The 13,750-nt window shown below is 55.9% G+C and carries 14 protein-coding genes; 11 read left to right on the top strand and 3 right to left on the bottom strand.

What is annotated here, in order from left to right; genetic code table 11:
* A complete protein-coding gene (locus tag HZS81_RS15635; protein WP_179931450.1) occupies positions 1-624 on the top strand; it encodes a LysE family translocator in 624 nt (207 codons plus the stop codon).
* Positions 625-645: 21 nt separating this feature from the next.
* Here the strand turns inward: HZS81_RS15635 and HZS81_RS15630 are convergent, their stop codons facing one another.
* From HZS81_RS15630 to HZS81_RS15620, 3 genes are read right to left on the bottom strand one after another with little or no spacing between them, the layout of a single operon-like run.
* Positions 646-2,043, bottom strand: coding sequence for a bifunctional DedA family/phosphatase PAP2 family protein (locus HZS81_RS15630; RefSeq protein ID WP_179931449.1), 1,398 nt, complete (start codon positions 2,041-2,043; stop codon positions 646-648).
* Positions 2,044-2,085: 42 nt separating this feature from the next.
* On the bottom strand, positions 2,086-3,015 hold the full coding sequence (locus HZS81_RS15625) for a GGDEF domain-containing protein (RefSeq protein ID WP_179931448.1): 930 nt from the start codon (positions 3,013-3,015) through the stop codon (positions 2,086-2,088).
* The gene (locus HZS81_RS15620; protein WP_179931447.1) at positions 3,012-3,869 is read right to left on the bottom strand and encodes a hypothetical protein; all 858 of its coding nucleotides are present in this window, start codon (positions 3,867-3,869) and stop codon (positions 3,012-3,014) included. The genes HZS81_RS15625 and HZS81_RS15620 overlap by 4 nt, the downstream gene beginning before the upstream one ends.
* A 146-nt stretch (positions 3,870-4,015) precedes the next feature.
* Between HZS81_RS15620 and HZS81_RS15615 the strand changes: the two genes are divergently transcribed.
* The 10 genes from HZS81_RS15615 (at position 4,016) to HZS81_RS15570 (ending at position 13,747) form a co-directional block, all read left to right on the top strand.
* The gene (locus HZS81_RS15615) at positions 4,016-5,317 is read left to right on the top strand and encodes a glutamate-5-semialdehyde dehydrogenase (RefSeq protein WP_179931446.1); all 1,302 of its coding nucleotides are present in this window, start codon (positions 4,016-4,018) and stop codon (positions 5,315-5,317) included.
* Complete coding sequence (nadD, locus tag HZS81_RS15610; protein WP_179931445.1) at positions 5,314-5,988, top strand: nicotinate-nucleotide adenylyltransferase; 675 nt, start codon at positions 5,314-5,316, stop codon at positions 5,986-5,988. The genes HZS81_RS15615 and nadD overlap by 4 nt, the downstream gene beginning before the upstream one ends.
* 100 nt (positions 5,989-6,088) lie before the next feature.
* Positions 6,089-6,478 carry a ribosome silencing factor gene (gene rsfS / locus HZS81_RS15605; RefSeq protein WP_179931444.1) on the top strand — a complete coding sequence of 130 codons (390 nt, stop codon included), beginning with the start codon at positions 6,089-6,091 and terminating at the stop codon, positions 6,476-6,478.
* Positions 6,475-6,942, top strand: coding sequence for a 23S rRNA (pseudouridine(1915)-N(3))-methyltransferase RlmH (rlmH, locus tag HZS81_RS15600; protein WP_179931443.1), 468 nt, complete (start codon positions 6,475-6,477; stop codon positions 6,940-6,942). Before rsfS ends, rlmH begins: the two co-directional genes overlap by 4 nt.
* A gap of 59 nt (positions 6,943-7,001) precedes the next feature.
* Entirely contained in the window at positions 7,002-8,909 is a 1,908-nt protein-coding gene (gene mrdA / locus HZS81_RS15595) for a penicillin-binding protein 2 (protein ID WP_179931442.1), read from the top strand.
* Positions 8,910-8,912: 3 nt separating this feature from the next.
* Complete coding sequence (gene rodA, locus HZS81_RS15590; protein WP_179931441.1) at positions 8,913-10,073, top strand: rod shape-determining protein RodA; 1,161 nt, start codon at positions 8,913-8,915, stop codon at positions 10,071-10,073.
* A gap of 13 nt (positions 10,074-10,086) precedes the next feature.
* Positions 10,087-11,160, top strand: a complete 1,074-nt coding sequence (mltB, locus tag HZS81_RS15585; RefSeq protein WP_179931440.1) for a lytic murein transglycosylase B — start codon at positions 10,087-10,089, stop codon at positions 11,158-11,160.
* Positions 11,157-12,095, top strand: a complete 939-nt coding sequence (locus HZS81_RS15580; protein WP_179931439.1) for a septal ring lytic transglycosylase RlpA family protein — start codon at positions 11,157-11,159, stop codon at positions 12,093-12,095. The genes mltB and HZS81_RS15580 overlap by 4 nt, the downstream gene beginning before the upstream one ends.
* A 96-nt stretch (positions 12,096-12,191) precedes the next feature.
* Positions 12,192-13,349 carry a D-alanyl-D-alanine carboxypeptidase family protein gene (locus HZS81_RS15575; protein WP_179931495.1) on the top strand — a complete coding sequence of 386 codons (1,158 nt, stop codon included), beginning with the start codon at positions 12,192-12,194 and terminating at the stop codon, positions 13,347-13,349.
* An 80-nt stretch (positions 13,350-13,429) separates the two neighbouring features.
* Positions 13,430-13,747 carry an HP0495 family protein gene (locus HZS81_RS15570; RefSeq protein ID WP_179931438.1) on the top strand — a complete coding sequence of 106 codons (318 nt, stop codon included), beginning with the start codon at positions 13,430-13,432 and terminating at the stop codon, positions 13,745-13,747.
* The last annotated feature ends 3 nt before the right edge of the window (positions 13,748-13,750 follow it).

Here is a 13,750-nt window from a genome sequence, read left to right as displayed (position 1 = left end):
ATGATGTCATGGGCAATGCTCTCGGTCTTTGTGCCGACTTTTTTACTAGTGTCGTTAACGCCGGGGATGTGCATGACGCTGGCGATGGTGCTGGGGATGACGCAGGGCGTCAAACGCACCCTATGGATGATGATCGGCGAGCTAATAGGCGTGGGGTTAGTGGCGGCAGCAGCCGGTGTGGGTGTCGCGGCGCTAATGCTCAAGCACCCTGAGGTTTTTGCGATTTTCAAATGGGTGGGTGGGGCATACCTCGCTTACTTGGGTGTGATGATGTGGCGCTCCCGCGGGCGTATGGCGATCCCCAGCGAGCTAGATACAGGCCCACCAGCGGGGCGTTGGCAACTGGCGATGCAAGGCTTCGTTACCGCGGTGGCTAACCCCAAAGGCTGGGCGTTTTTTATGGTGCTACTGCCGCCGTTTTTGGACAGCAACCGCCCCCTAGCCCATCAGTTGGCTCTGCTGATTGCCGTGATTCTAAGCATAGAGTTTGCCAGCATGTTGGTGTATGCCACCGGTGGCAAAACGCTGCGCAGTGTGCTGGGTAAAAGCGGCAACGTCAGGCTTATGAACCGCATCGCGGGAACGCTGATGATTGGGGTGGGGGGGTGGTTGGCGCTGGGATAGCGCGGGGCCTGCTATTTCTTTCTAAACCGGCGGCAGCAGGCCTACGCGGGCGCTGATTAGTATCAGCGATGCAACACTGAGCAACCGCCAAGGGCAGGGGCGCAGAGGTGGGCGGGCCTGCTGCTGCCAGTAAAGCCGGGTGAGCGCACAGACGACTAACCCCAGTAGCGCGCCTCCCACCAAGTCACTAAACCAGTGTACGCCAACCACCAGCCGCGATAACGCCATGGGTAACGCAAGCGCTAGGGCTACCCAGTACGCCCAAAATCGCTTCTGTCGAGGCATTTCGGCCGCAACAAAAGCCGCCGTCAGCCCAAATAGCACCACGGCTGTTGATGTGTGGGCGCTGGGATAAGAGTACGAACCCATCAGATAGTCCGGTGTGTCTGGACGGGCGCGCTCAAACAGCCCTTTGCCCACCACGTTAATCAGGGCGACGCCACCAAAGGCGCCACACCAGTGCAACAACGCATCCCACCTCTTACTCATCAGCATCCACGTCGCCCACGGCAACGTTAAGACAATAATGCCCAAGGTGTCGCCGATACGCGCAAAGATATTACCGACGGTGACAGAAACATCGCTTTGCAGCCGGGTTAGCAGTTGCTGAACAAATAGATCCATTTCCAGCGGCCCATCGTGGCCGATCACCAGCAGTGTCCAGCCGGACAAGCTGCCCACTGCGATCACCAACAGTAGGAGAGAGGCTAGCGGAACATCGCCGGATTGGCTCATGGCGAGCCAAGGTCGGCGTAGCAGTGGAAAACGACGAATGCCAACGACCATCGCCCGATAAAGCCTGCCGTGCCGTGAGGCTTGATGTCTCCCCCAGGAAAAAAACACGGCGAGAACGACGACAATCGTGCCGAGTATGATTAGCGCGGCCTCCAGACCGGGCGGAAGGTTTAAATGTTGCTGCCAAGTGCGGCCCAATAAGTAGCCGGGTAGCACATAAGCGGGCGCCCATAACACGGCAGAGGCGAGATTGGCCCAGATAAAGGTGCGCGGCGGCATCCGCATCATGCCGGCGACCAATGGAATAATTGGCCGCACCGGACCCACGAAACGGCCAATAAAGACCGACCACGCGCCATAGCGCTCAAAGAAGCGCGCCCCTCGGGCCAGCCATTCGGGATGCTGTGACAGAGGCCAGCGCTGCGTGACCTGCTCTCGATGCTTAAAACCAAGGGCATAACTGATGCCGTCGCCTAAAATAGCGCCTATAAAGGCAGCGCCGATTAACCACGCCAAGGCGATATTCTGGTGTCCCGCCAGGGAAGCCGCGGTAGTGATTAACACTACGCCCGGCACCAGTAAACCCACCAGGGCAAGCGATTCTACTAATGCAATCGCCAGCACCATGCAAAGTAACAGGGGAGGATTAAGCGTCAATGAGTGGAGCGTATCGACAAGCGGCAAAGACGTCTCCTGCGGCAGCTAGATATAATCGTAAACGGTAGGCTAAACGTTGGAGAGAGTAGCGCCGCGTGCTTCAAGACGCTGGACAAAGTGTTCAAACGCTTCCTGAGCGCGAGGTAAACAGGCGGCAATGCGAACTTCGACTTGGCCTGTTTCGACCAGTACGCAGCGTGAGATGGCGCGTTGTAGTCGCTCACGCACTAGGAGTGCGCCGCTTTCGCTGGTATCCGGCAAGACTAACCAGAATGAGGCGCTGTCGGCACGACCAAGAATGTCGTGGTCGCGACAATGGTGATTAACTTCATGGCATAGCGATTCTAATAACGCGAGCTGGGCACGATGACCAAACTGCTCGCCGGCCATATCAAGCTGCGGTAAATGGACCACTAATACAGCCAGGCGGCGATTTAGCACCCCCGCACGTTGATATTCACTATTCAAACGTACGTATAGGGTGTCCCTATGGAAGGCGTTACAATCATCATCATTCGGGTCGGTGGCGCGTAAAAGCGCTTGGCGACGGCCATGCTCCCAGCGCGGCAAGGCGAGCAAAAGCATCACGACGCAGAGTCCGATAAACCCGTTTGGGGCAGCGTGATGTAACGGGGCTAGCCACCACACCAGCGGGATCAGCGCCGCATTAAGAGCCAGCGCTGCCCAGAGGGGTAAAAGAATGAACGCCGCGGTCATTGGTAGTCCAAGCCATAATAAAGACGTTTCCGCGTTTTGCGATAGCGACTCAACGACCACAATATACGTGCTGGTGAGCAAGATCAGGCGGGGAACATAGGGCTTAAATCCTTTACCGATATGCATCAGAAGGGCGGTTGTGAACAACATCACGGTGAAGCTGGGGATGACCAAATCATGATAAGCGCCTACGGCATATAGCCACGTGGTATAGCTTGCCATGAGTACCAAGCTCGCGCTGTAGGCGAGCGTCATTAAGTGCCGTGGAATGTGCTCACTCATATGGCCTCCTGAGCGCTGTTGGTTGGCTCGGAACGCGTGAGATCGCCTAAGTTGAGTGAGTTAGTTTCGATATCAATCAGCTCAATCGAACGGTTATCCATGACGTCGGGGAGCTCAGCGAGTAAGCGTTCGCGGCGTCCTTTGGCCTCTTTTGGCGAGCGGGATAGCAGTAGTGTCGCGAGTGTCGTGCTATTGAGGCGGTAAACGTTCTCGAAGTAATACGTCTGTTCACACAGCTGGCGTGCGACGGGCCAGAGTTTTTGCCGCTTTATCCGCAGGATAAGCAGCTCGCCATGAATGCCTTCGCGTTCGCAGCGAGTCTGTTCTGTGGGAAGATCGCGTAGTAATTGCTCGCGTGCCCACAAGTTAAAACCCGGGATGAGCCGCAAACGCTGACGGATGGTGCCGTTCATGTCGGTCAATTGGCGCGCACGGGAAAGGGCTAATAGGCTTAATATCCCTAGCGAGAGCGTCATCAACCACGAGCTTGGTGGCGATAGCTGAGGCGCTATTAAGACCAAACTTAACGCCATACCGCTAACGTTAAACGCCGCTACCCAGTTCATTTGCGGCAGCATAAATAGGGCTGCCCACGCCCAAATTAACAGGCTGTGGCGTTCCGGGGCGGCGGCGATAAGCCCGACTAAGAGAACCCCGGGAAGCAGTTGCCAAGGCACCCCGCGTGCGCGACGATGGCTAAAATCCAGCAGCATGGCGGTCATTAGTAGCCACCCGACGGAAAGCCACAGTACCAGGGCAACCTTAGGCGGCGCTGCCGCTGTCCAGAGGGCTAACACCACCGCCACAGTAAGCAAGTTGCCGCGCAGAAGTTGGATTTTGTATTTACTTTGCATGGTGCCTTACTATTGACCTCTTGCGTTTATAAAGCGCAATGCCATGTGTAACCCGCATCATACTAACTTCCAGGCACGCTGCCTAATACCGAGCGGGCACTATCTATTAACATAAGACTTACTGAGTCAAAACGCACGGAGAGGGTATGAGCGTTCCTACATCGTTTCCTAACCCAGCTGTTGAGTTAACCGCCGATATTCCGGCGTATATGCGTGCCGTTGGGGAGGCCGCTCGTGATGCGGCGCGCGTATTACGCCGGGCCGACACCGGGTGCAAAAACCGCGCCTTGGCGGCAATGGCCGAGCGCCTAAACACTGCTCGTAAAGACGTGTTAGAGGCCAACGCGCTTGATATGCAGCGCGGCCGTGATAATGGCTTAGACCCCGCCCTGCTAGATCGTCTAGCTCTTAACGATGCGCGTATCGATGCCATGGTCGAAGGGCTTAACCAGGTAGCTGCTTTGCCTGACCCGGTGGGTGAAATTGATGGCCTGCGTGCACGCCCAAGCGGCATTCAAGTGGGAAAAATGCGCGTTCCGCTCGGTGTCATCGGCATTATTTACGAATCACGCCCCAACGTCACGATGGAGGCGGCAAGCCTGTGCTTAAAATCGGGCAATGCTTGTATTTTGCGCGGCGGCTCCGAGGCGGCGGCGTCGAATGCCGCACTGAGCGCGTGTATTCAAGCGGGGCTTGCCGATGCGGGCTTGCCAGCAGGCAGCGTGCAGGTAATCGCAACGACCGACCGCGCCGCAGTGGGCGAGCTGATCAGCATGCCTGAGTTTGTCGATGTGATTATTCCACGGGGGGGGAAGTCGCTGATCGCACGTATCTCCCGCGAGGCGCGAGTGCCGGTAATTAAGCACTTGGATGGCGTATGCCATGTTTATGTCGATGCGACGGCGGATCTGGACAAAGCGCGCGCGATTGCCCTTAACGCCAAAACGCACCGCTACGGTACCTGCAACACCATGGAAACGCTTCTAGTGGATACGAAGATCGCTGAAGCGTTGCTGCCGGAATTGGCGCGTGTCTATGCCGAGCACAGCGTCGAGCTGCGTGGCTGCGAGCGCACGCAAGCGCTTGTGCCCGATGCGCTACCGGCAAGTGCTGATGATTGGGGCGAAGAGTATTTGGCCCCCGTGCTGGCGATTAAAATCGTCGATGGCATTGATGAAGCCATCGCGCACATTGAACACTACGGCTCGCACCACACCGATGCCATCGTGACTGAAAGCTACACGTTGGCGCGTCAGTTTATGGCTGAAGTTGATTCAAGCTCTGTAGTAGTTAACGCCTCCACGCGCTTTGCCGACGGCTTTGAGTACGGCTTGGGGGCCGAGATCGGCATCTCTACCGACAAGTTACACGCGCGTGGCCCAGTGGGGCTGGAGGGGCTGACAACCCAAAAATACGTAGTGCTAGGTGATGGCCAGGTGCGGCAATGACAGCACCCGCGCGCCCACAGCGCATAGGAATGTTTGGCGGCACGTTTGACCCGGTGCACCTTGGCCACTTACGTAGCGGCGTAGAGCTCTGTGAATCCCTTGAGCTAGATCAATTACACATGATGCCAGCACCTCAGCCACCGCTGCGTGACCGCCCACAGGTCTCGGCTGAACAACGTCTAGCGCTGCTCAAGGCGGGGATTGGCGATACGCCACGTTTAGTAGCGGATGATCGCGAGCTTCGCCGCGAAGGCCCTTCTTATAGCCTGCTAACACTTGAAGCGTTACGCAGTGACTATGGCATTGAGGCGCGCTTAATCATGGCCCTGGGGCAGGATGCCTTTTTGAAACTGGCCGACTGGCATCAACCCGAGCGTCTATTTGAGTTAGCGCATATCGTGGTAATGGCCCGCCCGGGCTATTCTCCAAAGCGTTCGCAGGCGCTTTTGGAACTGCTCGCCGGACGTGAAGTCAATAGCGTGGGTGAGTTAATGGCAGCGCCGCACGGGGGCGTACTGCCGGTGACGCTGCCCTCGCCGATGGGGATCTCCGCGACGGGTATTCGACGCCGTTTAGCCAAAGGGGGGAGCGTGCGCTATTTGCTACCCGAAGCGGTGGAACGCGAAATCGAGCATCAATGCCTTTATCGGTTGCCTGAAAGCGGCAGATAAGCGTAAATACGCGCCCTTTAATAAGCGCTGGCAGTCACTAAATAAGTGGTTACAATGGCCAGCTTTACATCCCACCCCATGAGGTTGGTACTTAGGAGACATGCACATCGATACACTGAAAAAGCTAGCGATTGACGCGCTAGAAGAACTCAAAGCTCGCGATATTACGCAACTTGACGTGGCAAAACTCACTGATGTCACGGACCTTATGGTCATTGCCAGTGGCACCTCAACGCGCCATGTCTCGGCATTGGCGCAAAATCTCGTCGAAAAGGCGAAAGCCGAAGGTTTACAACCCCGCGGTGTTGAAGGCGGTAACAACGCTGACTGGGTGCTGGTCGACCTTGGCGACATCATCGTGCATATCATGCTTCCCGAGGCGCGTGCGCTTTATGATCTTGAGCGCCTGTGGGCGGATTTGCCTGCCGATAGCACCGTAGCCCATGAACTGGTGCGCGAACGGATGGAAGATCAGGTCTCAACTTCATGAAAATTCGCCTACTTGCGGTGGGCACTAAAATGCCCACCTGGGTAGAGGAGGGCGTTGACACCTACCGTAAGCGGCTGCCGCGCGATTTTAGCCTTGAGGTGGAGGAGATATCCTTGGGGCAGCGCGGTAAGAATGCGGACGTCGCCAAGGCGCGCGGGCAAGAAGCCGAACGTATTCGTCAAAAGCTCAAAGGCGATGAATACGTGGTGGCACTGGAAGTAAAGGGAAAAGCTTGGTCAACACAGGCGTTGGCCCAAGAGGCCGATCAGTGGCGGATGCTAGGAAAAGACATCGTACTTCTCGTCGGCGGGCCCGATGGATTAGACCCTTCGCTTTCCGCAAAGGCAGATAAAGCCTGGTCGTTATCGCCCTTAACGCTGCCGCACCCGCTGGTCCGTATCATGCTGGCTGAGCAACTATATCGCGCTTGGACCTTGCTTGTGGGTCACCCTTATCATCGCTAATGCCGTAGATAGCGCCCCATTGGCGGGCGTTTTGGATCGTTTTGAGACCTATCCGCCCTATGCCTCAGCGCTTTGACAAATTAAAAAACAGTGAGCACGAGCTGCGTATTTTTCGTGTTCGCGCGCTGCTTGCACTGCTAGTCGTGACTGCGATGACGGCGCTTCTGATGGGGCGGCTCGGCTATCTTCAAGTCGTGCAACACGACCTTTACAGCACGCGTTCAGAAAATAACCGCGTTCGGGTCGAGCCGTTACCGCCCACGCGCGGGCTGATTTATGATCGCAATGGCGTGCTGTTGGCAGAAAACCGCCCGACCTACAATTTGACGATTGTGCGCGAGCGGGTCGACAACTTGGATAAAACTCTCGCGCTTTTGATCGAGCTGCTCAATTTACCTGAAGAGGACGTGGAAGAATTTCATCTTCGCTCCCGCCAGCGCCAACGTCCTTTCCAACCAGCGTTGTTGATTAGCGACTTAAGCGAGGTGCAAATCGCTCGGTTGGCGGTTAATCGCCATCGTTTGCCGGGCGTGGAAGTGGAGGCGCAGCTTTTGCGCTACTACCCACACGCTGAGGTGATGGCGCACGCGTTGGGCTATGTCGGCCGCATCAATGAGGAAGAGCTCAAATCGTTGGATTCAGGTAGCTACGCCGGTACACACTTTATCGGGAAAACCGGCGTTGAGAAGTTCTATGAGCACGAGCTCCACGGCGAAGCCGGACTGCGCAAAGTAGAAACCAATGCCCGTGGTCGCGTGTTAAGCGAGCTAGGAAGAACCGACCCGACGCCGGGCAAAAACCTCACGCTAACGCTGGATAAAGAGCTGCAAATGCTGGCGTATGACTTGCTCGACGGTCGGCGTGGCTCGATTGTTGCGATTGAGCCGCAAAGTGGCGACATTCTCGCGATGGTTTCGGCGCCTGGTTTTGATAGCAATCAGTTCGTCACCGGTATCGACGTCGCCTCGTATCGAGGGCTTCAACAAGATCTTGATTTGCCTTTGTTTAACCGGGCGATACGAGGCCATTACCCACCGGGCTCGACGATTAAGCCATTTTTAGCCTTGGCAGCGTTGCGTGAAGGCACAGTGACACCGGAGACCACGATCAATGACCCGGGGTATTTTCAGTTACCCAATGACTCGCGCCGGTACCGCAATTGGTTGCGTTGGGGGCATGGCCGGGTAGACCTTGAACGCTCCATCGCCGTTTCCAATAATACGTTTTACTATTCGCTGGCCCATGATTTGGGTATCGATAGGCTGCACAAGCAGATGACGGCGTTCGGCTTTGGCCAGCGCGTTGCGCACGACGTCCAAGGTGAGAGTGACGCGCTTATGCCTTCGCGGGAGTGGAAGCGCGAGCGTTATAATCAGCCCTGGTACCCTGGGGAAACGCTGTCAGTGGGTATCGGCCAAGGCTATTGGCAGGTGACGCCGCTGCAACTGGCCACCGCCACGGCGACGCTGGCCAATCGCGGGGAATGGGTCACGCCGCGTTTGGCCAGTAAGCTGGGTGAAAAAACTATTCCGACAGCGTTGCCCGATACACCCCAAGATATCGAGCTGACCCAAGAGAGCTGGTGGGAAACCGTGTTCAGCGGTATGGAAAAAGTGTTAAGCGGGCATGAAGGTACCGCACGGCGTACCGGTGTGGGCTTGGAGTACCGGATGGGGGGGAAGTCGGGCACGGCGCAGGTATTTTCGCTCGGTCAAGATCAGCGTTACAACGCGGATGAGCTTAAAGAGCGCCTACGCGATCACGCGCTGTTTATAGCCTTTGCTCCGCTGGAAGACCCACAAATTGCTGTCTCTGTCATTGTGGAAAATGCCGGTGGTGGGAGTACTCATGCCGCCCACTTAGCCCGCGCGATGACGGATGCGTGGCTTCTGGAAGATGAAGCGCCTGACGTCGATGACGTTCACGAGACGCTGGAAAGCAGCAACGCCGATATAGAGGGGCAGTAACGTATGTCGTGGTTGACGTTGACACGTGGGTTACGTCGCTATCCGGTGCGACCGCCTGATAGCGGTATGGCGCGGCGCAAAAGCATCTGGGAACGGATACACCTTGACCCCTGGCTCATTGGCCTTTTGTTGTTGCTGATGGCGGTAGGTCTCGTGGTTTTATACAGTGCGTCCGGCCAGCGTATTGCAATCGTGTATGCGCAAAGTATTCGTTTTGGCGTTGGGCTGGTGGGCATGGTGATTATTGCCCAGTTTTCTCCCCGAACCTTTCTGCGTTGGGCGCCAGTGGCGTATGGGGTTGGGGTTTTAATGCTGCTGGCGGTAGAGTTTTTCGGCGATATGGGGATGGGGGCTCAACGCTGGCTGGTCATTCCCGGTGTGGTGCGTTTTCAGCCGTCAGAGTTGATGAAATTGGCGGTCCCGCTAATGGTGGCGGCCTACTTAAACCGCTGCGAGCTGCCGCCTAAACTGCGCGATATCCTGGTCTGTGCCGGGCTCATTGGCCTGCCGGTGATGCTGATTGCTACCCAGCCGGATTTGGGGACTTCACTTTTGGTCGCCAGTGCCGCCATTAATGTGGTGCTTTTGGCGGGATTATCCTGGCGGCTGATAGGCTTGGCGACTGTGTTGACGGCCTCTGCATTGCCACTTCTGTGGATGAACCTGCATAACTATCAGCGCCAGCGTGTGCTCACATTTTTAAATCCCGATAGTGACCCGCTTGGCGCTGGCTGGAACATTATTCAATCGACCACGGCGATTGGCAGCGGCGGTCTCTGGGGCAAGGGGTGGCTTGAGGGCACTCAGTCACAGCTTGAGTTTTTACCCGAGCGTCACACCGACTTTATCTCCGCTGTGCTGGGCGAAGAGTTCGGCTTAGTGGGGATGCTGGCGGTGCTTACCCTTTACTTTATGATTGTCTGCCGCGGGTTGTGGCTTTCAGGGGCATCCCAAGATACTTTCGGCCGTTTGGTGGCGGGCAGTATTATTCTCACCTTTTTTATCTATGTCTTTGTTAATGTCGGGATGGTCAGCGGCATTTTGCCCGTGGTGGGGGTGCCGCTGCCTTTGATTAGCTTCGGCGGCACATCCAGCGCGACGCTGTTAGCAGGGTTTGGCGTTTTGATGTCGATACATGCGCATCGCCGGCTTTTGTCGCGCTAATTGGGAGTCAATAATGAAAACGGCCAGTAAGCAGCGAGCAAAACGCTTTGCGTTACGCGCGGTGGTAGCAGGGTGGATGGGGTTGAGTATGGCTACCAGCCTGGCAGAGGCTCAGCGCTTTCACCCGCGTGATAATGCTGATACCGAGGCGTTGGTCGAGGAACTCGTTGAGCAAGGATTGCCTGCCGAGTGGTTAACCCACACGCTTGACCAGGCGACGTTTCGCCAAGAGGTGCTGGATGCTATGGCTGGTGCGGCCGAGCGGCGGCTGGAATGGCACGAGTATCGCGACATCTTTCTCACTGAGCAGCGTATCGATGAAGGTGCCGCGTTTTTGCGCCAGCACCATGAAACGCTAGAGCGTGCGGATGCTGAGTACGGCGTGCCGGCTGAGATCATCACTGCGATTATCGGGGTGGAAACCTATTACGGTCGTTATAAAGGCCGCCACCGGGTACTGGATTCCCTAGCGACATTAGCGTTTCATCACCCGCAGCGCGGCGCGTTTTTTCGCGGTGAACTCGCGGCTTTTTTGCGTATTGCCCATGAGCAGGGTGTCGACCCCGCTGAGTTAACCGGCTCTTACGCAGGCGCGATGGGGTTCCCGCAATTTATTCCCACCAGCTACCAAGCTTACGCGGTCGATTTCGACGGCGATGGTCAGCGTGACTTGTGGAACAACCCAGTGGATGCCATTGGCAGCGTGGCCAACTATTTTGCCAAGCATGGTTGGCAGGCGGGTGAGCCGATTTACCAGCGTGCCGAAATCTCGCCTGCTGGGAAAAAGAAACAAACGGCGATCACCTTTAATCAAACCTCGACCCCTACCTATACACTCGCGCAAGCCGAGAACATGGGGCTGTATACAGTGGGAGAGGGCGTGGACGTGTTTTTATCTCGTCAAGATAAGCACGTGGTGCCGTTACGATTGACATTGGAGGATGGCAGCCAGGCATATTATCTTGGGGGCTTTAATTTCTACGTGATAACGCGTTATAACCATAGCCATCTCTATGCAATGGCGGTAGCAACACTGGCTGATGCGATTGCAAACGCGTATAAGACGCAGCAAGAGGGTAAGCAATGAACAGGCAGCCTGAAGTGAGTGTTGAAGCACGTCGGATAAACAAGTTGGCGCCGTTGGCATTGTTAATCTTGGCTTTGTTCTTGAGCGGTTGTGCAAGCCGGGATGCCCAACGCACCGAGCACGCAGATGGTGCAGGATTACAACAAACTGAGCAGTCGACACCTGCGGGCAGCGACGGCCGCTATGCTTTGAGTGGCGATGCCTACCCGCTTGACCCACCCGATGTGTCTCGCGTGCCCGACGCCGAGCCTAGAGACGAACCGCAATCTCGGGCAGGTAATCGCTCAAGCTATCAGGTGTGGGGCAAAACGTACCGCGTGTTGCCAGACTCAACGGGGTATTCGCAAGAGGGGACCGCCTCTTGGTATGGTGAGAAATTTCACGGCTATGCCACCTCTAACGGCGAAATTTACGATATGTACAAAATGACCGCAGCGCATCGCTCGCTGCCGCTACCGACGTTTGCCCGGGTGACGAGCCTGGATAACGGTAACTCGGTTATTGTGCGTATCAATGATCGCGGCCCCTTCCACAGTGAGCGGGAAATTGATCTTTCCTATGCCGCAGCGTCACGGCTTGGTTTTATCGACGAAGGCACGGGGCATGTGAAGGTCGAGGCCATCGACCCTAAGCGCTGGCAGGCTGGCGCTTCTGATGCTAATCCGGCGCCAGAGCCCGCGGCACGTGAGTCAGTAACCGGATCAGCAGAAGAAACCGCCCCTTTTTATTTGCAAATTGCCGCCCTAGGTAGTGCAGAAAGCGCCAACCGGCTCAAAAATCAGCTGCAAAGCGAATTACGTCACGATGTGCGCGTTACTAACGAAGCCGATGTGTATCGCGTACAAGTCGGGCCGGTTAGGCGCCAACAAGATGAGCAGTCGCTGCGTGAATCGCTTCATCAGGCAGGCTTTCCCCAACCCTTTATCGTGAGATAATGCATCTTTACCCTAAGTGAGAAAATATCCGTGATGAACGTTTTTAAGTTACGTCGTTTTTGTTGTCGTTTTGGCTTTGGCTTACTCGCGCTGTTGATGGCCGCTGTGGTGCTGACTGCTGCTTTACCGGTTTCCGCGCAGGTGATTCCCCAGCCGCAAACGATTATTCCCGCCTCGCCACAGCTGGCAGCTAAATCGTGGATATTGATGGATGCCAACAGCGGCCATGTGCTTGCAGAACATAACGCCGATCAGCGATTGCCACCGGCGAGTCTAACCAAACTGATGACCGCGTTCTTGGTCGAGCGCGAGCTTAATCGTGGCACCATTGATTTTGACGATATGGTGAGTGTGAGTGAAAAAGCGTGGCGCACTGGCGGCTCCAAGATGTTTATCGAAGTGGGCACGCAGGTCTCCGTTAGAGACTTACTGCACGGCATTGTTATCGTTTCTGGTAACGATGCCAGCGTGGCAATGGCAGAACATCTCGCCGGTGGGCAGGGGCCTTTTGCCGATTTAATGAACCAGCACGCCGCGCGACTTGGTATGGATAATACCAATTTTGAAAATCCGACTGGCCTGCCGGGCGAAAATCACTACTCCAGCGCCCGCGATATGGCGCTTCTTGCGCAGCATATTATTAATGACTATCCCGAGCACTATGAGATCTACTCCGAGCGTACGTTCTCCTATGGCGGAATTGACCAGCCGAATCGCAACCGCCTTTTGTGGCGTGACCCGAGCGTGGATGGTCTGAAAACAGGCTGGACCTCTGAGGCGGGTTATGGGCTTGTGGCCTCGGCTGAGCGAGATGGAATGCGGTTGGTGTCAGTGGTCATGGGAACCAATTCTGAAGAGGCGCGTGCCCAAGAAACGCAGAAACTATTGAGTTATGGTTTTCGCTTTTATGAAACCATGAACCTTTACGAGCGCGGGGCCGTGTTAGCCACGCCGCGTATCTGGGGCGGAGAGCAAAATGAAGTGCGCATCGGCGTCGATGAAGAAGTGTATATGACGCTGCCGCGTAACCGTAACGACGAGCTACGCGCCCGGTTGAATATGAATAACGATCTCAATGCACCGATATCCATGGGCGATGACGTCGGCACGCTAGAAGTGGTGATGGGAGACAAGGTGGTCGGTGAGCGAGATCTCGTCGCGCTGGAAAGCGTCGAAGAAGGGGGGCTTTTTAAGCGCTTAATCGACCAAGTGCGTCGCTTTTTCAGTGGTCTTTTGAGCAACTTTCTGGATTAAACATCGTTTTGATGCGTAGCGACATTGATGAGAGTTCATGCATCGCGGTAGCGCCTATCAACTGAATAGCAGGTGAATGAATGACTCCGAAAGGCAAGCAAGGTTTCCGAGATATGCGCCCTTCGCCGACGACACAGAAAAAGCCGCCGAAAATCACTTTTCCTTGCGACTATCCGATCAAAGTGGTTGGCGATGCGGCGACGGATTTCCCCGCCACGGTGTGCCAAGTGTTAGTTCGCCACGCACCGGACTTTGACGAAACCTCGATGCAAGTGATCGATAGCCGCAACGGCCGCTTTCAGTCGGTGAGAGTGACCATTCGTGCCACTGGCGAGAAACAGCTTAATCAGCTGTTTCTCGACTTAAAAGCGACCGGCCGCGTCCATATGGTTGTTTGAAAA

Source organism: Vreelandella salicampi (genome assembly GCF_013415105.1).
In the GTDB taxonomy this organism is placed as follows: Bacteria; Pseudomonadota; Gammaproteobacteria; order Pseudomonadales; family Halomonadaceae; genus Vreelandella; species Vreelandella salicampi.
The sequence above is the reverse complement of the archived record's forward strand: the minus strand, read 5'-3'. Positions and strand labels throughout refer to the sequence as shown.

Excerpts from the sequence above, each read along its gene's own strand:
- HZS81_RS15575 (WP_179931495.1), top strand. The coding sequence starts at position 12,192 with ATGGCCGCTGTGGTGCTGACTGCTGCTTTACCGGTTTCCGCGCAGGTG.
- HZS81_RS15620 (WP_179931447.1), bottom strand. The coding sequence starts at position 3,869 with ATGCAAAGTAAATACAAAATCCAACTTCTGCGCGGCAACTTGCTTACT.
- rlmH (WP_179931443.1), top strand. The coding sequence starts at position 6,475 with ATGAAAATTCGCCTACTTGCGGTGGGCACTAAAATGCCCACCTGGGTA.
- HZS81_RS15580 (WP_179931439.1), top strand. The coding sequence starts at position 11,157 with ATGAACAGGCAGCCTGAAGTGAGTGTTGAAGCACGTCGGATAAACAAG.
- nadD (WP_179931445.1), top strand. The coding sequence starts at position 5,314 with ATGACAGCACCCGCGCGCCCACAGCGCATAGGAATGTTTGGCGGCACG.
- HZS81_RS15625 (WP_179931448.1), bottom strand. The coding sequence starts at position 3,015 with ATGAGTGAGCACATTCCACGGCACTTAATGACGCTCGCCTACAGCGCG.
- mrdA (WP_179931442.1), top strand. The coding sequence starts at position 7,002 with ATGCCTCAGCGCTTTGACAAATTAAAAAACAGTGAGCACGAGCTGCGT.
- HZS81_RS15570 (WP_179931438.1), top strand. The coding sequence starts at position 13,430 with ATGACTCCGAAAGGCAAGCAAGGTTTCCGAGATATGCGCCCTTCGCCG.
- mltB (WP_179931440.1), top strand. The coding sequence starts at position 10,087 with ATGAAAACGGCCAGTAAGCAGCGAGCAAAACGCTTTGCGTTACGCGCG.
- rsfS (WP_179931444.1), top strand. The coding sequence starts at position 6,089 with ATGCACATCGATACACTGAAAAAGCTAGCGATTGACGCGCTAGAAGAA.
- HZS81_RS15615 (WP_179931446.1), top strand. The coding sequence starts at position 4,016 with ATGAGCGTTCCTACATCGTTTCCTAACCCAGCTGTTGAGTTAACCGCC.
- rodA (WP_179931441.1), top strand. The coding sequence starts at position 8,913 with ATGTCGTGGTTGACGTTGACACGTGGGTTACGTCGCTATCCGGTGCGA.
- HZS81_RS15635 (WP_179931450.1), top strand. The coding sequence starts at position 1 with ATGATGTCATGGGCAATGCTCTCGGTCTTTGTGCCGACTTTTTTACTA.